Annotated in this window: 19 protein-coding genes; 8 read left to right on the forward strand and 11 right to left on the reverse strand. The window is 33.6% G+C overall.

The window, feature by feature from the left end:
- Positions 1-54 precede the first annotated feature (54 nt).
- From EGI22_RS12345 to infC, 3 genes are all read left to right on the forward strand, one after another.
- Complete coding sequence (locus EGI22_RS12345; RefSeq protein ID WP_255068751.1) at positions 55-1,242, forward strand: tetratricopeptide repeat protein; 1,188 nt, start codon at positions 55-57, stop codon at positions 1,240-1,242.
- A gap of 7 nt (positions 1,243-1,249) precedes the next feature.
- The gene (thrS, locus tag EGI22_RS12350; protein ID WP_255068753.1) at positions 1,250-3,199 is read left to right on the forward strand and encodes a threonine--tRNA ligase; all 1,950 of its coding nucleotides are present in this window, start codon (positions 1,250-1,252) and stop codon (positions 3,197-3,199) included.
- 81 nt (positions 3,200-3,280) lie between these two features.
- Positions 3,281-3,826 carry a translation initiation factor IF-3 gene (infC, locus tag EGI22_RS12355; RefSeq protein ID WP_255068755.1) on the forward strand — a complete coding sequence of 182 codons (546 nt, stop codon included), beginning with the start codon at positions 3,281-3,283 and terminating at the stop codon, positions 3,824-3,826.
- Between the two features lie 74 nt (positions 3,827-3,900).
- Here the strand turns inward: infC and EGI22_RS12360 are convergent, their stop codons facing one another.
- Complete coding sequence (locus EGI22_RS12360) at positions 3,901-4,347, reverse strand: DinB family protein (RefSeq protein WP_255068756.1); 447 nt, start codon at positions 4,345-4,347, stop codon at positions 3,901-3,903.
- Positions 4,348-4,828: 481 nt separating this feature from the next.
- Between EGI22_RS12360 and EGI22_RS12365 the strand changes: the two genes are divergently transcribed.
- Positions 4,829-5,272, forward strand: a complete 444-nt coding sequence (locus EGI22_RS12365) for a hypothetical protein (protein WP_255068758.1) — start codon at positions 4,829-4,831, stop codon at positions 5,270-5,272.
- 155 nt (positions 5,273-5,427) lie between these two features.
- On the opposite strand, the gene EGI22_RS12370 is transcribed toward EGI22_RS12365, so the two are convergent.
- From EGI22_RS12370 to EGI22_RS12405, 8 genes are all read right to left on the reverse strand, one after another.
- The gene (locus EGI22_RS12370) at positions 5,428-6,099 is read right to left on the reverse strand and encodes a BON domain-containing protein (RefSeq protein WP_255068760.1); all 672 of its coding nucleotides are present in this window, start codon (positions 6,097-6,099) and stop codon (positions 5,428-5,430) included.
- Between the two features lie 255 nt (positions 6,100-6,354).
- Complete coding sequence (locus tag EGI22_RS12375; RefSeq protein WP_255068761.1) at positions 6,355-7,023, reverse strand: DUF6629 family protein; 669 nt, start codon at positions 7,021-7,023, stop codon at positions 6,355-6,357.
- Between the two features lie 87 nt (positions 7,024-7,110).
- Positions 7,111-7,815, reverse strand: a complete 705-nt coding sequence (locus EGI22_RS12380) for a rubrerythrin family protein (protein WP_255068762.1) — start codon at positions 7,813-7,815, stop codon at positions 7,111-7,113.
- Between the two features lie 23 nt (positions 7,816-7,838).
- Positions 7,839-8,177: a hypothetical protein gene (locus EGI22_RS12385; protein ID WP_255068763.1), complete on the reverse strand. Its 339-nt coding sequence runs from the start codon at positions 8,175-8,177 to the stop codon at positions 7,839-7,841.
- A 143-nt stretch (positions 8,178-8,320) separates the two neighbouring features.
- Positions 8,321-8,788 (reverse strand): DUF2231 domain-containing protein, encoded by a 468-nt coding sequence (locus EGI22_RS12390; protein WP_255068765.1) that lies wholly within the window; start codon positions 8,786-8,788, stop codon positions 8,321-8,323.
- 24 nt (positions 8,789-8,812) lie between these two features.
- Positions 8,813-10,078 (reverse strand): NAD(P)/FAD-dependent oxidoreductase, encoded by a 1,266-nt coding sequence (locus EGI22_RS12395; RefSeq protein ID WP_255068766.1) that lies wholly within the window; start codon positions 10,076-10,078, stop codon positions 8,813-8,815.
- Between the two features lie 206 nt (positions 10,079-10,284).
- Complete coding sequence (locus tag EGI22_RS12400; protein WP_255068767.1) at positions 10,285-10,818, reverse strand: hypothetical protein; 534 nt, start codon at positions 10,816-10,818, stop codon at positions 10,285-10,287.
- A gap of 102 nt (positions 10,819-10,920) precedes the next feature.
- A complete protein-coding gene (locus tag EGI22_RS12405) occupies positions 10,921-11,589 on the reverse strand; it encodes a BON domain-containing protein (RefSeq protein ID WP_255068769.1) in 669 nt (222 codons plus the stop codon).
- A gap of 263 nt (positions 11,590-11,852) precedes the next feature.
- Between EGI22_RS12405 and EGI22_RS12410 the strand changes: the two genes are divergently transcribed.
- The 4 genes from EGI22_RS12410 to EGI22_RS12425 all read left to right on the forward strand — a co-directional run bounded on the left by EGI22_RS12410 (position 11,853) and on the right by EGI22_RS12425 (position 17,168).
- Positions 11,853-13,181: a metallophosphoesterase gene (locus tag EGI22_RS12410; RefSeq protein ID WP_255068771.1), complete on the forward strand. Its 1,329-nt coding sequence runs from the start codon at positions 11,853-11,855 to the stop codon at positions 13,179-13,181.
- A gap of 1,032 nt (positions 13,182-14,213) precedes the next feature.
- On the forward strand, positions 14,214-14,363 hold the full coding sequence (locus tag EGI22_RS12415) for a lasso RiPP family leader peptide-containing protein (protein WP_255068772.1): 150 nt from the start codon (positions 14,214-14,216) through the stop codon (positions 14,361-14,363).
- A gap of 12 nt (positions 14,364-14,375) precedes the next feature.
- Positions 14,376-15,830: a hypothetical protein gene (locus EGI22_RS12420; RefSeq protein ID WP_255068773.1), complete on the forward strand. Its 1,455-nt coding sequence runs from the start codon at positions 14,376-14,378 to the stop codon at positions 15,828-15,830.
- Positions 15,831-17,168 (forward strand): lysyl oxidase family protein, encoded by a 1,338-nt coding sequence (locus EGI22_RS12425; protein WP_255068774.1) that lies wholly within the window; start codon positions 15,831-15,833, stop codon positions 17,166-17,168.
- Between the two features lie 148 nt (positions 17,169-17,316).
- On the opposite strand, the gene EGI22_RS12430 is transcribed toward EGI22_RS12425, so the two are convergent.
- Together EGI22_RS12430 and EGI22_RS12435 are read right to left on the reverse strand one after the other, a co-directional pair.
- Positions 17,317-17,778 (reverse strand): N-acetyltransferase, encoded by a 462-nt coding sequence (locus tag EGI22_RS12430; protein ID WP_255068775.1) that lies wholly within the window; start codon positions 17,776-17,778, stop codon positions 17,317-17,319.
- Positions 17,779-17,856: 78 nt separating this feature from the next.
- Entirely contained in the window at positions 17,857-18,732 is an 876-nt protein-coding gene (locus EGI22_RS12435) for a carboxypeptidase-like regulatory domain-containing protein (RefSeq protein ID WP_255068776.1), read from the reverse strand.
- Positions 18,733-19,133 lie beyond the last annotated feature (401 nt).

Here is a 19,133-nt window from a genome sequence, read left to right on the forward strand (position 1 = left end):
CCCTTTTTGTTAAAAAATTCGGATTTTTGTGTTTTAATTTTTCAATTTCCTCCAATGCGGATTGTTTTGTTTTTTGTGATGTTGCTCACCCTGTCTTGTGCAGACCATTCCCGCGAAGGATTTAATATACCTGTAGCCCAAAAACAAAATAAGGAAAACCAACATTTGGCTGCGTTAAGTATACTTTCTGATGCTATTAAAAACAATCCAAGTGATTATGATAATTATTTTAAAAGAGCTAAGCTTCAATTTAGTTTAGAAAATTATCAAGATGCATTGGTTGATATTACACGAGCTGAAAGATTAAATCCTAACTCTGGATTGATATTATTTCAAAAAGCTAAGATTCAAAATGCTTTAAAAGATAAAAATGCTTTAAAGACAGCTTTGGACTCTGAAAGTCAAGGATTTGATGCTCCTGATTTGTTTGCACTTTTAGCTGAGCTAAATATAAAGGCCAAGAACTTTAAAGCTGCTCAACAATATATTCAAAAATCAGCTGAAATATACCCTTACAATTCTGACCTATTTTTGGTACGAGGTTTGTATTATGCTAATCAGAACGATACACTTACGGCTATTAACAATTATAAAAAAGCCTTGAGTCTTAAACCGCATGATTTTGAGAGTTATGATGCTTTGATAAAAATTTATAACAAAAAGCTATTGATTGATTCTGCTCTGATTTATAATGAAAAAGCTTTGAAGAGGTTTCCTTCGAAAAAAGAATTGGTTTATAATAAAGCACAGATTCTTCACAATGCTGGAGCTCTGGACAGTGCAACTAAAGTGTATCAAAGCTTTTTGAGGTTGGAACCTTCTAGATATGATGTTTTAGAAAAGGTTGGGGATATATATTTTAGGAAGAAAAATTATGCTTCTGCGTTTTTAATTTACGACAAATGGAGTAAAGGTATGCCAGAAAGTGTTGATGCAGTTAAAAAGGCGGCGATCTGTTATGAAGAGCAGGAAAGATTTTCAAATGCAAAGACTTATTTAGAAAATGGCCTTGAAAAATTTCCTGATAATAAAGTTTTGATAGCGGAACTTTCAAGAATAAATTATACAATTGAATCAAAGGCTAACGCTTATACTAACGCTCAACAGCTATACAGTCGACCTAAGAAAAAAGAATTAGAAGTAAAAGAAGAACCTCAAAGGCGGATTTTTGACATTGGAAATATCGAAAAAATTCAAAAAAGAGGACCAGTCACTATTGGAAAAGATACCACGAGAAATTAAAGAAAATATGATCAGTGTTACATTGCCTGATGGCAGCATAAGAGAATACGAAAAAGGAACTACTCCCATGGGAGTGGCATTGTCTATAAGCGAAGGTTTGGCTCGCAACGTTTTGGCTGCCAAAGTAAATCAGCAAGTTGTTGATTTGAATACGCCTATGGAGCATAATGCAGACTTGCAACTTTTAACTTGGAACGATACCGAAGGCAAATCCACGTTTTGGCATTCTTCAGCACACCTTATGGCTGAAGCTTTAGAGGCATTGTACCCAGGGGTAAAGTTTTGGGTTGGTCCTCCAGTAGAAAATGGTTTTTATTATGACATTGACACTGGTGATAAAAGCATTTCGTCTGATGACTTTAAGATGATTGAAGACAAAATGTTGGAATTAGCTCGTCAGAAGAACGAATTTCAACGTATTCCTATCTCTAAAGCCGATGCTGAGAAGTATTTTGGAGACAAAGGCGACGAATATAAATTGGATTTGTTGTCAGGGCTTGAAGACGGAAATATCACACTTTATAAGCAAGGTAACTTTACTGATTTGTGCCGTGGACCACATATTCCTAACACTGGATATATAAAAGCAGCCAAAATAATGAATGCCGCCGCAGCTTATTTTAAAGGTGATCAAAACAACAAAATGCTCACCAGAGTATATGGTGTTACGTTTCCTAAAGCTAAGGAACTGGAAGAATACCTAACACTGTTAGAAGAAGCTAAAAGAAGAGATCACCGTAAGTTAGGTGCTGAGTTAGAGTTCTTTACTTTTTCTGATAAAGTAGGCAAAGGTTTACCTTTGTGGTTGCCAAAAGGTGCTATGTTGCGTGAGAGGTTGGAGAATTTCTTAAAAAAGGCACAATTACGTTCTGGATATTTACCGGTAGTTACGCCACACATAGGTAGCAAGGCCTTATATGTAACTTCAGGGCACTGGGAGAAATATGGCGAAGATTCTTTCCAGCCGATAAAAACGCCAGAGGAAGGAGAGGAGTTTATGTTGAAACCGATGAACTGCCCTCACCACTGTGAGATATATAAGTCTAAACCGAGAAGTTATAGGGATTTGCCTTTACGTTTGGCAGAGTTTGGTACAGTGTATCGCTATGAGCAAAGCGGTGAGTTACATGGTTTGACTCGAGTAAGAGGATTTACGCAAGACGATGCCCATATATTCTGTGCAAATGATCAAGTAGAGGATGAGTTTAAAAAAGTGATAGATTTGGTATTGTATGTGTTTAAATCCCTAGGATTTGATGATTACAGTGCCCAGGTTTCACTAAGAAGTAAAGACAATCGTGCAAAATATATCGGTTCTGATGAAGATTGGGACAAAGCCGAGTCAGCAATTATAAAAGCGGCAGACGAAAAAGGTCTAAAAACCGTAGTTGAATATGGAGAGGCGGCGTTTTATGGTCCTAAGTTAGACTTTATGGTAAAAGATGCTCTGGGTCGTAAATGGCAATTAGGTACTATACAAGTAGACTATCAACTACCAAATAGATTTGAACTGGAATATACTGGAGCTGACAATCAGAAGCATAGACCTGTTATGATACATCGTGCACCGTTTGGTTCGATGGAGCGATTTATAGCAATATTGATTGAAAATACAGCTGGTAATTTTCCATTCTGGCTTTCACCAGAGCAGATTGCGATTCTACCGATTTCTGAAAAATATGAAGATTACGCCAACGAAATGTTTCTGAGCCTGCAAGAAGAAGACATTAGAGGCTATGTGGACCATAGATCTGAGAAAATAGGTAGAAAAATTAGGGATGCGGAAGTTGCTAAAGTACCTTTGATGTTAATAATTGGTGAAAAAGAAGCGGCAGAAGGTCGAGTTTCATTGAGAAAAAAAGGCGAAGGTGACCTAGGAAGTTTCACTTTGGAGGAATTTGTGGCATTTGCTAAAGCAGAAATAAATAAAAATATTCCAAAGTTTGGAAATAATTGAAAACTAAATAATAAATTTGATGAAATTTTGAGTGCTAAATAGCTCAAAATCTAACATTTAAATTCGTATATGGCAAAAAACATGAAAAAACCGTATCGTCCACCGGTTAGAAAAGAAGACGAACACAGGATAAATGAAAAAATAAGAGGAGTTGCGGAGGTAAGACTAGTGGGAGAAAATATTGAGGTAGGTGTCTATCCTTTCATGAAAGCCGTAGAAATAGCACGTGAGCAAAATTTAGATTTAGTAGAAATAGTACCGAATTCTAAACCACCAGTTTGTAGAATCGTAGATTATTCTAAATTTAAATACGAACAGAAGAAAAAGCAAAAAGAACTTAAAGCAAAGCAGGTAAAAACTGTAATAAAGGAAATCAGATTTGGCCCTCAAACTGATGACCATGACTTTGACTTTAAATTGAAGCACGCCGAAAACTTTTTGAAAGAAAACTCAAAAGTTAAAGCTTACGTGCAGTTTATAGGTCGCCAGATAGTTTTCAAAGACCAAGGGTTTAAGCTCCTTGAGCGTTTCGTTACAGCCCTTGAAGAACTTGGAAAGCCGGAAGCACCACCAAAATTAGAAGGAAAAAGACTAAATGTGATAATAGCACCAAAAGCTAAAAAATAATAGAAAGCCGACTCAATTGGGTCGGTTTTTTTGTTAAAAACACTTCGGTCAAAATAGTGTCAAAAGTTTACAGTTTATAAAATTAAAGCTATCTTTATTTGTTCCAAGTGCCCTTGGCAATGCCATTCAACTTTGCCAAATTCATCTTTTAGGGTTCTTAAGCCCGTTTCGCTATGGATAAATTCTTTTGTACCTAAACTGTCATAATATTTACTTGCTAAATAAAATATGTTTTCTCGGTTAGCTAAAAATACAGTTTTACTTAAATGCAAAGGATAATTTTTATAATCCAAATGAGCACTCCAAAGGTTTTGATCAAATGCCCAAATGACTTGTTTTGGTTCTGATATTACACGTTTTATTCTGTCTAATAATACGCTCTCTGCATCAGCTAAATGGACCAAAATCTCCTTTATTGACCATTTCCCTTCACCGTAGGATTTCTTTAATTTATCATCAGGTAAATCAAAATATTTTGCAGCTTCTAATTTTGAGTTACTTAGCAATTTTAGTATTTCCATTTTAGTTTTAATGTTTTTTTTATAGCATAAAATACAATTCGATATTGTATAAGTATCTTATAATTAGATGATTGTGGTTGGGATAAAATCGTTTATAATCATTGAGTAAATTCTATTTTAACTTGGTTTTATTTTATTAAATCTCTTTTGTAATAATATTGAACTGCTATTTATGCGTATAGTAAGAATTGTTTTTCAGAGCTTTTATTAATAAAACTATTTCTTTTCAATACTTAATCCCTTTGCCTTTAATGGCTTAAGCTTTTTTTTATAAAGTGTAAATCGATTTTCCTTAAAATTACAAATGTTAGTTTTCTTAACAAATCTTTGCTGAAAAGTATTTTGATTAAGCTCAACTTTTTTAATTATACAAATATTAAACCGCCAAATAGGAGTTATAAGTTTGTTTTGCATAGGATTTATATCATATTTATTTGGTTGCAGGTAGTTTATATTCGTTATAGAATCAATAAACGGTACAATGAAAAGAGGGAATATTTTAAATAGAATAATCGAAGAGCATAATAAAGTGATCGAAAATCTTAAAAATTCGGTTAATCGGTTTCATTTGGCGTCAGATTTGGACGAAAATGACACCTTAGATCCTGACGATTTTGCGAGACAAACTGAGGCCAAAGATTTGCAGATGCGGTTTAAACAGATGCTGAACGAGGCAGAAAGGGCACACAAGATAGTTTTGACTGAAAAAACAAAAGAACATACTGCAGTGGAAGAAGGAGCTATTATAGAAACGAGCACGACTTTGTTTTTTGTGGGACTTTCCATTCCTCATTTCAGTTTTGAAGAGAAAGAGGTCTTCTGCATCACCAAAGAAGCTGCAATTTTTAATAACCTTAAAGGTAAAAACGTAGGGGATGAATTTGAAATGGGAAAAAATACTTTAAAAATATGGGCTATTTATTGATTTGAAGAATTTGTTTTATGATGAAATAGTTTTTAGGTGTATGGTCACTTAAACTTTTCGGATTATAGAAATTTGAACAGATAGAAATTAAAAAATGCTTTATTTTTTTGAAAAAAAACGATGAAAGGAAAATCCCTTCACCGTTTTTTTAGCTTTTATGAAAGTAAAGCATATTCATAATCAACCACCAAGTCATTTTCCAAATGCCAGATACCAGGCGTGTTCCAAGCTATTCTACCTGCTTCTTCTTTTTCGTACCAAGAGTTCACTGTGCCTGTCAAAGTTACCGTAGTTCCTGTAACTGAAACACTTAAGTCTGTGTCATCAACATTCCAATTTCTTGCTATAGCGTCTTCTACAGTTTTCTTTTCGATTTCATCGTGCGTTTCTGCTTTGATTTTGATGTTGTTAGTAACACCTCTAACACCCATTAGATAGTTTACCGCGTTTTTTGCAGCATCTTTTTGGTAGTTCCATTGCAACTCTCCATCTAGTGTAATCCAACCATTTTCTACTTTTACCGTAACTTTGTCTTTTGGAACAGACCAGTTGGCTTTCAAAGCTGTCAATACCTCCTCTGCAATCTCCACATTGGTTTTAGTGAAATGACTTGGATATTTTACTTCAATTTTTTCAACCAAAGCTTTCACACCAAGCACTTTTTTAGCGGCATTTTCAGCCTCTACTTTTTTTGCATAGCTATCAACTACTCCCGTTAAAGAAACAATTCCATCTTTGGCTGTAACGCCAATTTCAGCTGAATGTAACAAAGGTTCCCATTTGATGGCGTTTTGAACGTCGGTTTGTAATTCTGCATTATTTTTCATTTTATGAATTTTTATGCCATGAATATGTTTTCACAACGGAACAAAGGTGATGTTTTATTTTATTTAAGGCCTTACACTATTTGCGATTTGAGTTACATCATTCACACTGTTGTGTTTTATTAAGTATTTTTGATTAAAAAAAGGTAGCCTTTTGGTACTGTAAAATGAAAAGTGGTTTTTAAATGAAAAATGCCAAAAAGGTCTTGTATGTTACTCTTTGGCTTTGAATCTTGAGTGTTTTTAGTTGAAGTGTAGCTAAATTACTTTAACATTTTTCAATTTCTGAGTGTTTGAGATTTCTATCATAATAGCATAAATGGATAAACTAATTATGGAAGAAAAAAAGCACCAAACAGAAAGAATATAATGTTCGTAAAATATATAGGCAATGATATATGAAATAGCGACTGTTGTTCCTAGTATCCACATTCGTTTAATATGAGAAAAGAAAGGTGGTGCCAAAGTCGCTAAAGCGTACAAGACAATTACATAGCTTTTTAAAGAATTGGGGTAATCTTGCAAATAAGAAATGTGCTGTCCTAAAATTTGTGCTTCCACATTATAGGTAAAAAGGCAGTAAGCCAAATAGATACCCACTATAAATCCTGCTGCTACAAAGACTTTTTGAATGTTTTTTCTAGTTATATTTTTTTCAAGAAGCAAAATCGCTAGCGGAACCCACATGGGCCAAAGAATTTGAGCAAAAAACAAGAATATATAGGTGAATATTTTTTGCGTATTTACAAAATCGGGAATGGGAAGCGTTAGCCATAAAACCCCTTCAGCTATTTGCTGCACCCCAAAAATAAACGGAATGCTAGCAAATAGCAATTGGGAAAAACGATGAGTCTTTTTAATAGATGCTACTCCAATTACAGTAAGTACAACACCTGCACCAAAACTAGCACTTGCTGAAAAACACATATTTCATTTTTTTAAAAGGGAAGAACTCTAAATTTAAAACAGAATAAGAATTATAGTTAATGTTTTATATTGCTTATAATGAGTTTCTTATAGTTTATCTACTTTGATAAATAACTTTGAATCCGTCATCGAAATTTCACAGCGACTTGGTGCTGTGGTGGCATAAGTATTACCGCAAGTTGGACATAAATAGTATATTTTAGCTAGCGACTTGTCGGTACCTGCTTCTAATGAAGCCAGAGCTGCTATATAAAAATCCCTATGTTTTTTCTCTACTTTATAAGCATAAGTTAAGCTTATCTGGGCCATATAATCGCCAGCCGTATTTGCATTTTTTATAAACTCAGGATACATTTTATTGTATTCATAACTTTCACCGTCAATCGCTTCTTTGAGGTTTTCAGTAGTGGATTTTACCGTAAATTCAGGTGTGATTTCAGGTATTGATTCACGCATTCTCATCAAAATTACTTTGTGGTTATTGGCGTGAATCAACTCTGCTCCAGAGGCTGCCTTGAAAAGTAGTGCAATTTCAGGATGCCCTTCTTCTGCTGCTTTTTTGCTATAAGCAGCATATTTAAAATGAGCAGTTGTCTCACCTTTATAAGCATCATGCATGTTTTGAATGATGACTTTTTGAGGATCTTGCTTTTCTACATTTGCGGTTGAGTCCTTTTCCATTTCTTTAGCGACTTTTTCCTCATCAGAACTTCCAGTTTTTTCGGTACAAGACTGAAGAATTATGCCTAAAAAAGCAAACCCTAAAGTGAATAGTATTATTGATTTTTTCATTTTCTTTTTTATTTAAACCTTTTTTATCTAGTACTTAAAACTATCAAACCAGGATATTCTACATTTCCTTCATTCTCGGCCGAAATAAAAAATGACACAGGTTTATATGAAGAAACGGCACTCAATGAACCTTTTAGGGCTTTAGAAAGAAAACTCGAACTGCTTATTAATTGGCCGATGTTTTTGGTTTCATTGTTTTCTGTTACCATCCAAACCACATAAGTATTGTATGGAGGTGTCAATTGTGAGGCTGGTGCTAAATGATTTATGCTAATCTTTATCGTGTGATTATTGTTTTTGTCGCTTTTTAAATTGATGCTTCCAACCGCAGCAGGTACCACGCTAGAATTTTTAAAAGCCATTTTTTTGGAGCATGACGAAAACGAAATAAACGTTATCAAGGAAATGATAAAACTGAAAGATACTGAGCGTACGAATTTTGTGTTCATTTTTTTATTTTTTAGAATTTGAAAGAAGATTTTTATTGAAATTTAAAAGCTAGATACTATTCTGAAGGTTTTGTCCCGAAATCAGGAAGTGCTAATTCTATACCTGCACCGTGTTTGAAAACCAGTTCTCCACCCAAAAAAGCAGTTCTTGTAACTGAACCCACCAATAAGGAAAACAATAAGAAACTTGCCCATTTTGCCCAGTTTTTTTGGTAATTCAAAAAATAGATTGCCGCCTTGGTTAGCACAGTTAGAATGGATAAAGAAAGGGTTACTAATGCAGCTTCTTTATGCATACCCAAAGGTTCTTGTAATAAGCCGTCTGTCATTCCGTCTCCAGCATAACTACCACTTATATAGGCTGCTATGGCACCTAAAGCTCCGATGCTAAGCAAGTAGAATGAAACATTTTTGAAAAATTGCCATTTGCTAAAAACCGCAATGATTTCGGACAGGAAACCTATCATTAACAGGGCTATTGGAAAATGAATAACCATGGCATGTAGATGTGGAGCTGTTATCATCGTATTGTTGTTTAATGTAATAATTTAAATAAAAGTATGGTCTCCTAAAATCTCACTCATTGCCAAACCCCAATGCGGAACTTTCCCTCCGAGCGTATAGTACATTTGTTTGAATCCCATTTTCAGGGCATAAGGTGTGAAGCCCATTTCTAGATGACTTTCTTTGCCGCCCCACCATTCGTTGGTTCGCATATAGAATCCTTTGATGCCTCCCATATCGCCCATGCAGAGCAATTCAAACTCCATCGGTTTCACATCTCCTTCAATAATACCCAATTCTTTTCCAAGCGTATTGGCCAAAACTTCGGCTTCCATGTGGCCCAGAGAACCGATTTTGGGAACAGTAATAGAGGCCGCATCGCCTACTGCAAAAATATTTTGGTAATCAGGATTTCGCATGTGCAAGTCCGTGATAACAAAACCCATATCGTCTGTAAATGGCAGCTCTTTTAGGAATTGATGTGCTTCCCAATCAGGAAATAGTATGGCGATTTCAGCTTCTTGTGTGGTGCCATCATTGAATTCAAGGCCACCTTTGTGTACTTTTTTTATACCATTGGTATTCGCTTGGTAATTATAGCCCATTTTGCCCATCATTGGTACGAGTTGGTTTAAAATGGTCTCTCCAGCGTCTTCTGCAATAACTTTTGCAGGTGTTGAAAGAAAAATAGTAGAGGTTTTTCCTTTGTCATTTTTCTCTAACCAATGGGCCATAGAAAATGCCATTTCCACAGGTGGTCCTTCGCAAGCAGTTAAGGCCACAGGCATATTTTTTGGTAATTTGTCACTTTTACCTTGGTGAAAAACATCTGAGGTAATGGCTATTGGGCCGCCTTTGTATTCATTGTGTAAATAATTCCGTAAGCGATTACCTAGAAATACATCCGTTACACTATGTCCATTTTCGTTGAAACCATCAATTTTGTCAAACGCCAGACGATTGCCTAAGGCAACCACCAAGTAATTGTATTTTATTTTACGAACAGGATGACCTGGCCGTTCGTTTGGTTGGTAAAAAAACGTACTCGTTTCTGGGTCTATTGTGGTGACTTCTGCCTGAACAAATTCGCTGCCGTCATGTTCTAAAAATGACATAAAATTAAAATGTAGATCCAAAGCTGGATTTACATTTGCCAACACTTGCATCGGAATATTCGGCACAAATGTTAGCAAAGATTTACGGTCAATTATAGTAATATCGGCTTTTCCTTTTACTACGGCATGGATATATCTGGCTGTGGTAAGTCCGGCAAAATTGCATCCGAGAATTATGATGTGTGGTTTTATCATGATTATATACTTTTGATTTTTATGAAATATTTTTCTCGAATTGCTAATTTGATGACTCGTACTTGCGACACTACAAAGGTGATTCTTTTCAATCCCTGAAGTCTTACATAACTATTAAAAAGAGTTATATCATTCACACATTTTCAAGATGATGCTTTTAATGTCTAAAGCAGCAAGAGGCTTTTAATGCTAATTTCAACTGAAAGCTATCTTGTTTCGGGCGTTTTTTCGGATTTTAAAACAGGGACGTAGAGTAAAATATTTATGCCTACCAAAAGAAACAGTATTCCTAGACCTTCTAATTGGAACGCCGATTGGTTTAATACCAATACTGACCCAATTCCCACTGCGATGCCAAGGAGAAGACGGATAATTATGATTTTGAAGACTACTTTTTGGCCTAAATTAAACAGCCAGCTACAAAAGATAACTTCGGAAAGCATATAGAAAATAAATAGAAATTCGGTTAAAGAAATTACTTTTTCGATGGTGTTGCAGAATATTAAAATGGATAATCCGTAAGCTAACATCGCCAATGCATGTAGTTCATGATAAGCAAACTGAATCTGTTTTCTTTGCCTTGAAAAAGCCGCAACAAAGGCAAATATTGCCCCGAAGATCAGCAAGAATCCTGTAGTATGGTTTATGGTAAGGAAAGAGATGTCTTTTGATAATACAAGGAAAATGCCTTCAAAAATGATGATGCTGCCGTAAATGTAAATGGGAAGAAATTTTTTCATTGGATATGTTTTATAATTTGTGGCTATTGATTTAAAAATTATTTGAACTATGTAAAAAAACAGAGGAGGCAGGATTTTCCTCCACTGTTTTAAAATCTTCTATTAAATATATGAATAGGCGTAATCTACCTCTAATTCATTTTTAACATGCCATATCCCAGGAGTTTTCCAAGCTAATCTGCCCGCTTCCTCTTTCTGGTACCAAGAGTTTACTCTACCAGTCAATAAAACGGTGGTGTCTGAAACCGAAACCACAATATCTCTATCATCCACCGTGCAACTTCTCTCGAAAGCATCTTCAATGTCTTTCTGTTCAATAGCTTCTTTTATTTCCGATTTGATTTTAATGTTATTCGATACCCCTCTGACGCCCATCAGGTAACTAATAGCTTTTTTAGCGGCATCTTTTTGGTAATTCCAAACCAATTCTCCCTCCAAGGTTACCCAGCCATCTTCTACTTTTACCGTTACTTTATTGTCTGGAACAGACATGTTTGATTTCAAGGCGGATAAAACTTCGTTTGCAATTTCAGAATTGGTTTTTGTCCAAGAACTTGGAAATTTTACCTCTATTTTTTCAACCAAAGCTCGCACACCTGATACATTTTTGGCTGCATTTTCAGCTTCCATTTTTTTTGCGTAGCTATCTACTACACCTGTTAATGAAACCACACCATCTTTGGCAGTAACGCCAATTTCTGCTGCATGCAATAAAGGTTCCCATTTGATGGCGTTTTGAACGTCAGTTTGTAATTCAGAATCGTTTTTCATGGTAAAAATATTTTCACTGTGAATAAATTTCCACAACGACTCAAAGGTGACCCCAAATAAAGTCTTAACCCTTACACAATTACAGATAATAGTTACATCATTCACACTGTTTTTAGGCGGGGCTTTATTACAATCAGCATCAACGAGTCGAAATAGAATTAAAAAATAGACTACTTGAATTAACGGGTATTTTTACCTGTAAAAGCTTGATAATGAAGTCGTATATTTGACTATTTAATAAAAACTTTAAATATATAAATACCATGAAAATTTCAATGTTAAACTACTTTTTGCAAATACAACGGAATCTGTCTGACGCACTAAAGTCTGGGGAAAGTATTGACCAAGAAATTTGGGAATTTTTGGTTGAAAGTGAAAATGCTTTAATAAAGCTCATGAATAATAATCCACCACGGCCTAACGACCCGGGGAATATTGAATTTGGCTGGGCATTATATTTTTTAAATAATGATATTTCTATTATTATTAAAGATGAACTAAAGAAATTTGGTAACCTCCCAAATTCTCAAATTACTAAAGCCGACTGGGCATGTTGGGAAAAAATTTGGCAAGGTGCTGGAGTGTTGATGGGCGATGGGACTTTGCTTTCAACTGCATGTTATGCTCAAATGGATCCCGGATGGTCATTATCTCTTTTATGTTTTCTATTGCAAAAAGTAAAAGTTATTGCAAAACAACCTTTTGCACACAATCCTGCAGTTTTGGATTTTAGCAATAAAGAAAGTTTAAAAATCGCCCTATTCGGAGATTGGGGAACAGGTGAATACAAAGATGGGAATTTGAAAAATAGTCCTTCTCAATTGGTTATGAAGCAGATAGCACTTTTAAAACCTGATATCATGATTCATTTAGGGGATGTATATTATGCTGGATTACCCAATGAAGAGTTTAAAAAATTGTTGAATTGTTGGATAAAAGCTCCTTTGGGTAATTTTACCCTAAATTCAAACCATGAAATGTATGACGGTGGAAATGGATTGTATAATGTGGCTCTAGCTGATGAATTGTTTCAAGATCAGAAATGTACTACCTATTTCTCTTTAAAATTTAAACAATGGAAAATTTTGGGCTTAGATTCGGCTTATAATGCCACGAAGTTCTATATGGATGGCGTAATAAACGACCCTTATCAGCCAGGTAAAGATGGTTTTATTAGCAAAGAGGCTAATTCTGAAAAATTGATGATATTAACTCACCACAACCCGATAGATACCCAAGGAGGTAATAAGAATTCTTTATGGGAGGATGTTGTGACTAACTCGCTTGATAGTATTTTACCTGATGTTTGGTATTGGGGACATACGCACAATGGTATTGTATACAATGAAAAGGCAGCAAGCGGGAAAACCAAAGCAAGGTGTCTTGGACATGCCGCTATCCCTTTTGGTGATGCTAGTTGGTTAAAAGGAGAGGAAAAGGTAGATTATTATACAAATACACCTCTTGGAGACGGCTATTCAAATAATGCAAAAAGGGTAAAAAATGGATTTGCAATTTTGGATTTTGATGCAAACGGTTTATTAACTGAAACATGGTACGATCAAGATGGAGAAGCAAAAATCATAAAGTGAAATTAAGGTAAAATAAAGGTTTGTATGATTTATTGAGTAAGGTGAAAGCTTGAATTTGGGTTAAAAAAATGTGTTTGTTTGTTTTATTGTCTAACATAGTTTTAAAGAGAGCGATAATCTGCTAATATAATATTAAAAACCATTTAGTTTTTTGCGAGTGAAACCCGCTATTCACCAATCCGAAGGAAATATCCTCTTGATAGCTGAATAAATTTTCTCAACCACTCAAAAGTGACCTGGAATAAAGTCTTAACCCTTAAATAATTACAGATAAGTGTTACAACATTCACACTGTTTGTATGCGGGCTTATTTTTTTCGAAAAAAAGGACCTTTTTGTTTTTTTAGGTTGGGTAAATTTCAATAGCATATTTTTTCGACCAAAGAAAAATTAATTCTTGAGTATTAGCGATGCCAAATAGTCTATGATAGAGACTCAACTGAATCAAAGACAGACTAAACTTTTGGGGAAAGCAAATTTTAAATAAAACAGAATTTAAAATAGACTTTAAGGGAATAATCAAAAAAAAACTACAAAAAGAATGGAACTCATATTGAAACCTTTAATGCTTTTTCTATTGTGGAATTTTCTCCTCTTTTGATAACCTTTTAGTGAAAACAGGTTTATGGAATTTCTAAGAAAACTATTATTCGTAAAAAATTAGAAGTCTTATTACTATTAACAATTTGGAATTAATCCAAGATAATCTGTTTTGAAGGTTGCACAATACATCTACAATCTTGTAAATGGTTTTTCCATAATTAGGAAAAAATACAAAATTTGGAAAATTTTCTGAAAAAAAAGTAAAACCTTGAAAATGAAATATTTATTATTTTGTATCTTTCTAATAAAAAATAGACTTTTATGTGTTTTTTTTGGATACAATTAGGGGAAATAAGTCTTTTTTGACAAGGTTTTTGTAAAAAAAATTAATCATAACTTATTTTTTTTCATTTGTAAAGAGTATTTCAAAATTGGCATAAAAGTTGAAAGTTATAATTTATTATTATAATATTTTTTAACCTATAAGAAAATGAAAAAAATATCTGATTCTATAATTCCTTCAGAGAAAAGGCTAAAAACTTATCAGAAGCCCAAATTGAAAAAACTTGGTTCAGTAAACAAGTTAACCTTAAAAACTGGCTCAACTTCAGATTTTGGTTCTAATCGTTATACAATTTAAACTTAATATCTTATGAAAAATATTTATGTTTCACTTCTGTTTTTTTTGATATTAGTCAAAGCTAATGGACAAAGCTGTACAACGGGTTGTACATACACTTATTCTGGTATTGCTCCAAATAATTCTACCAATTTAAATCTTGATCCTGGACAAACATTGTGTATAACCGGAAACGCTCCAAATTTAAATGTAAATTCAAATGGTGCAGGTAATAGATACATTTGTGTTGCTACAGGCGTGACATGGGACCAATCAACTCTCGGTATAAATGAAGCTACCTATAATGTTTATGGTACAATAAATACTTCTGGATTGCAAGGGAATGGAAATAGGGCAATGGAAATATTTTCAGGCGGAGCTTTAAATTTAAGTGGTGATGTTTATGCAAATAATCAAATTACATTGGTGAATAATGGGACTTTGAATTTCAATTCTGTTAACCCTCAAACTATGGCTGGTATAAACTTGACAAATGGTGGTGCAATTACTAAAGTAAATGGTCAATTAAAAATTGGTAATGGCTCATTTGTTACAACTACCGGCACTATTGATGTAGCAGCACTAGAGAACGAAGAAGCTAATAGTTTTGTTAATAGCGGTTCGATAAATATAGCTGGTCTATTTAATAATCATGGATCTTTTACAAATAATGGGACTGTAGATGCTGCTGGGCTTATAGTTGGAAATAAAGGTCCAGGGAAAATTTTAACAAACAATGCCAATATTACCATTACAGGTGATGTAACCATTCAGTCTTCCATAGTTAATACTGGGGGATTTGACATTTTTGGAAATTTCACCCAAAACAATCTGAATGTTTCAGGGGATGATACGGGTTATTTTTTAGTGACAGGAACTATTTCATCAACGTCTGGTACAATTACGGGTACCACAGTTTTTACCTCAGAAGCAGCATTGCTTGCAAGTACCACTCCTGTTTTTCCTGTTAAAATAATTAATTTCAACGCCATTCAAATAAAAGAGGGTATTAATGTTTCTTGGGAATTTGTTGAAGCAAGTGGTTTTGATAAATTTGAACTCGAAAGAAGCAAGGATGCGGTAAATTTTGAAAGAATTGCCAATCTTAAATTAAAAGATTATATTAATAATTCATTTTTAGATTTTGTGGATATTTATCCAATAAAAGGTAATAATTATTATAGGCTAAAAATGGTAAATTTGGACGGCTCGTTTGAATTTAGCAAAATAATAAACGTGAACTATCAAGAAAATGGCGAATATGTGTATTTAGAGAATCCTGCTGTAGGCCAGTCTGTTAGGGTGTTTTCAAACATTAAAAAACCAAATGTTAAGGTTGTAGATATGTTGGGTAGAACTGTAGATTTCAAATTAAATAATATGGCAGATGGGTTTAATATTACCCCCAAAAGGTATTTTTATGATTTATTAATAGTTACTATTTCAAACGAAAATGTCAGGTTCGTTAAAAAAGTTATCTTAAATTAAATGAATATTTTTAAGGCTGTTTTAAGCTTAGCTTTGTTTTTATGTTTTTCTAAACCATTGTATTCCCAAGAATTTAATAGTTACGGAGGATTTATTAAAGATTTTCCAGGTGTAACTGTAGCTGATACCTTTAAAATTAAAATAAGTGGTATAAAAGATACCATTAATTCAACATTTGGAATAGCAAAGGTGTGTTTTACCATTGCACATTCATTAACATCTGACCTGAAAGTAGAGTTATTTGCACCAGACGGTACAGGGATTTGGCTTACCAATAGAAATGGTAATGAAAATGGTGAGAATTATACTTTTACATGTTTCAAATCTAACGGATTTACTGGTTATATTCATGAAGGGAGTAATCCATTTTCGGGTGAATTTATACCAGACGGAAGAATGGAATATCTAAATAATGGTCAAAGTCCAAATGGTATTTGGAAACTGTTAATTACAGATTTAAAAAGTGGGGATACAGGTAAGTTATTAAATTGGTCTCTATTTTTTAACGATAATCCCAACCCTAATAATGCTTCTAGGCCATGTGGGATGGAAAATCCAGATGCATGTAAATGCCATTTAGATGCATCTAATTGTACTTTACTTCCTGATTTAGTTCTACTTCCTGAATTCACAAAAAATCAGATTAAAGAATATCAGTGGAACCATTATCAATATGCTGGTCAACTTCGATTGGCCGCATCAATTGCTAATATAGGTAATGGGCCTATGGAAACTTTCGGCAAAAATGAATGGTTTTGTGGAAATAGTAAAGTAACTGGTTCTATAAGGTGTTCGGATGGAAGTTTTTCTAGACAAAAATTATATCAAAGAATATATAAGTTGGAAAATAAAAACATCATTTTTGAAGATGTTCCAGCAGGAACTAATTATTATGATGATAAACCTGGGCATAATCATTATCATGTAGATTCTTGGATATCCTTTAAACTCTACAGGCCAGCAAAGAAATCTAGGAAAAGGAAATTAATGGGGGAGGGAGAGAAAGTGAGTTATTGTTTATTTGATACTGGAATTTTGCAAAATGACCACTTGTCCGTAGTGGATGGAGTAATGTATGGAGATAAAAATCTTCCAAATTATGGTTTTGGGTATTTTCCGGATTGTAAACCAGGGGTTCAAGGTATTAGTGTTGGTGGATATGATACTTATGGAATGCTTTACGAAGGTCAATATATCGACTTACCCAAAAAATTAAAGCCAGGGAAATACGAATTGGAAATAGAGATAGATCCTGATAACAAATATCGAGAATTGAATAAAGAGAATAATGTTTTTTCAATGTTGATAGATTTAAACAAACAAAAGGGGAAAAGATAGCTGGCTACTTTCTGTGTTATTTTTTTTTAGATATTTACTTAAGAAGTTTGAATATATCTTAATTACTATTTGAATATTTGAAAAATGAACAATTAAGAGGGAGATATGCTGTGAAATTTCTTACGGAGACTCCCAAAGACAAAATATTTTATAATTTAAGTTTCATGCCTTCGTGTGTTGCTATAAATCCTATATTTTCATAAAACGAAATGGCGTCTGGTCGCTTTTTATCAGTTGTTAGCTGAACCATAATGCAGTTTTTTTCTTTCGCTCTATTTATTATATATTCAAAAACTCTTTTGCCAATTCCTTGTCCTCGATATTTTGAATTGGTTCTAACTGCCTCAACTTGAGCTCTAAGACCACCTTGGTGTGTTAAATATTGAATAAAAGTTAAGTGAAAAGTCGCAATTTTTTCTCCATTCATTTCAACAATGGTAAGTTCTTGATTTGTGTCTTTAATAATGTTTTCAAATGCTCTTATATAATTTTCGGAAAGTTTAGCCTCGAATTTTTCTCTAGTAGCACCCAAAGTATCATCAGACAACATTTTTACAATGTCAATAAGGTCATCGGAATTTGCGATTCTAAAACTTAGTTGGTTTTCCATTATTTGTTTAATTTTTTCAAGCTTGAGCGAAACCCGCCATTTACCAATCCGAAGGAAATATTCTTTTGATAAATTTTGTTAAGTTTTTTTTCTTTTTCGATAATATGAAAAATCTTTCCCGATTCCTAAAGTAAATTCATTAAAACCCTTAATCGAGTAAAATCTAAAAAAAGTATTAAATAGCCTAAATGGTCTTTCTATTTCAATATTTGTCTCTACAAATTGCTTATTAAACGTACTTTTGAAAGTGGTATTTATCCCTAACGGTCTAGAGGCCCAAGTTCTAAATCCCAATGTCGGTCCATATGAATTAGATAGAACATTTCTGTCATATAGACTGCCGATACCAGTGATTATTCCAAATTTATTTAGATTTAGATTAGTTGAAAAATTTATTGTAGATAAATCTAGACTTTGGTTGAATTTTAAATCTTTATAGTTCAGGTTAATGTCCGCGTCAAAAACGCATGAAACAAAAAGGTGATAAAGTCCAATATTTCCGTTTAATAGTTTGTTACTCTTGAGGTTAGTTTGATAGCTTAAATTGGTTTTTATAAGCGGAAGCCCTTTTACAACAAACGAATAATTCGTTTGTCCTCCAATTGGAGTGTTATTTAGCCCACTTAATAAGTCAAATCCTAACATATTATAGTCAAACCAATCTTTATTACAATCTTCTTTTATTCTTATTGTTAAAGTAGGGTTACTTTTTACTTCCACCTCTTTAACCTGATAACCAAGAAAAGTCACAACAAGAATTGCTCTTTCGTTGGCAACTATTAATTCAAATTGACCATTACTATTTGCTATTGTTCCATTAGTTGTCCCTTTTTCAATTATTTGTGCGGGAACTCCAGATTTATCAAATTTAGCAATTATTGTTCCCCTTACTTTATATTGGCTCATCCCTATGAAAGGGAGAATTGTAAGTATTATTGTGGAGATTTTCTTCATTATTTATCTTATTATAGTTTTTCCATATGGTTAGTCAGATTTTATCATTTTATTTTCTTCGGGTGAAACCCCAATTCACGTTTTTGAAGGAAATATCCTTCGGATAGCAGGCAATTGTTTTCCCACATTTAATGTCTATTATCCTTTTTATAAGAATTTTTACAATTTTTTAATAACAAACCTTACTTAGGTTGAGACATCGATAATTCCTTTTTGTCAATTCAGAATCACATATTTGGTGATTCTGAATTGTTTAATTCAAATTACATCGTTTTATGTCTTAGAAAAGGAGAATTCCAATATTTTGAGACGAATCTAATGTCCTTAAAAAGAATCTTTTAAATCGTAATTCTTTAATTAACTTTATAAAATATAGTTTTTGTCATCCAATTTAGTCAGCT

The organism is Lacihabitans sp. LS3-19 (genome assembly GCF_024343575.1).
Taxonomy (GTDB): Bacteria; Bacteroidota; Bacteroidia; order Cytophagales; family Spirosomataceae; genus Leadbetterella.

Bases quoted from the DNA above. Each gene is read 5' to 3' on its own strand.
- EGI22_RS12415 (WP_255068772.1), top strand. From the start codon at position 14,214: ATGAAAAAAATATCTGATTCTATAATTCCTTCAGAGAAAAGGCTAAAA.
- EGI22_RS12380 (WP_255068762.1), bottom strand. From the start codon at position 7,815: ATGAAAAAATCAATAATACTATTCACTTTAGGGTTTGCTTTTTTAGGC.
- EGI22_RS12425 (WP_255068774.1), top strand. From the start codon at position 15,831: ATGAATATTTTTAAGGCTGTTTTAAGCTTAGCTTTGTTTTTATGTTTT.
- EGI22_RS12430 (WP_255068775.1), bottom strand. From the start codon at position 17,778: ATGGAAAACCAACTAAGTTTTAGAATCGCAAATTCCGATGACCTTATT.
- EGI22_RS12395 (WP_255068766.1), bottom strand. From the start codon at position 10,078: ATGATAAAACCACACATCATAATTCTCGGATGCAATTTTGCCGGACTT.
- EGI22_RS12375 (WP_255068761.1), bottom strand. From the start codon at position 7,023: ATGTGTTTTTCAGCAAGTGCTAGTTTTGGTGCAGGTGTTGTACTTACT.
- EGI22_RS12420 (WP_255068773.1), top strand. From the start codon at position 14,376: ATGAAAAATATTTATGTTTCACTTCTGTTTTTTTTGATATTAGTCAAA.
- infC (WP_255068755.1), top strand. From the start codon at position 3,281: ATGAAAAAACCGTATCGTCCACCGGTTAGAAAAGAAGACGAACACAGG.
- EGI22_RS12390 (WP_255068765.1), bottom strand. From the start codon at position 8,788: ATGATAACAGCTCCACATCTACATGCCATGGTTATTCATTTTCCAATA.
- EGI22_RS12370 (WP_255068760.1), bottom strand. From the start codon at position 6,099: ATGAAAAATAATGCAGAATTACAAACCGACGTTCAAAACGCCATCAAA.
- thrS (WP_255068753.1), top strand. From the start codon at position 1,250: ATGATCAGTGTTACATTGCCTGATGGCAGCATAAGAGAATACGAAAAA.
- EGI22_RS12435 (WP_255068776.1), bottom strand. From the start codon at position 18,732: ATGAAGAAAATCTCCACAATAATACTTACAATTCTCCCTTTCATAGGG.
- EGI22_RS12385 (WP_255068763.1), bottom strand. From the start codon at position 8,177: ATGGCTTTTAAAAATTCTAGCGTGGTACCTGCTGCGGTTGGAAGCATC.
- EGI22_RS12405 (WP_255068769.1), bottom strand. From the start codon at position 11,589: ATGAAAAACGATTCTGAATTACAAACTGACGTTCAAAACGCCATCAAA.
- EGI22_RS12345 (WP_255068751.1), top strand. From the start codon at position 55: ATGCGGATTGTTTTGTTTTTTGTGATGTTGCTCACCCTGTCTTGTGCA.
- EGI22_RS12360 (WP_255068756.1), bottom strand. From the start codon at position 4,347: ATGGAAATACTAAAATTGCTAAGTAACTCAAAATTAGAAGCTGCAAAA.
- EGI22_RS12410 (WP_255068771.1), top strand. From the start codon at position 11,853: ATGAAAATTTCAATGTTAAACTACTTTTTGCAAATACAACGGAATCTG.
- EGI22_RS12365 (WP_255068758.1), top strand. From the start codon at position 4,829: ATGAAAAGAGGGAATATTTTAAATAGAATAATCGAAGAGCATAATAAA.
- EGI22_RS12400 (WP_255068767.1), bottom strand. From the start codon at position 10,818: ATGAAAAAATTTCTTCCCATTTACATTTACGGCAGCATCATCATTTTT.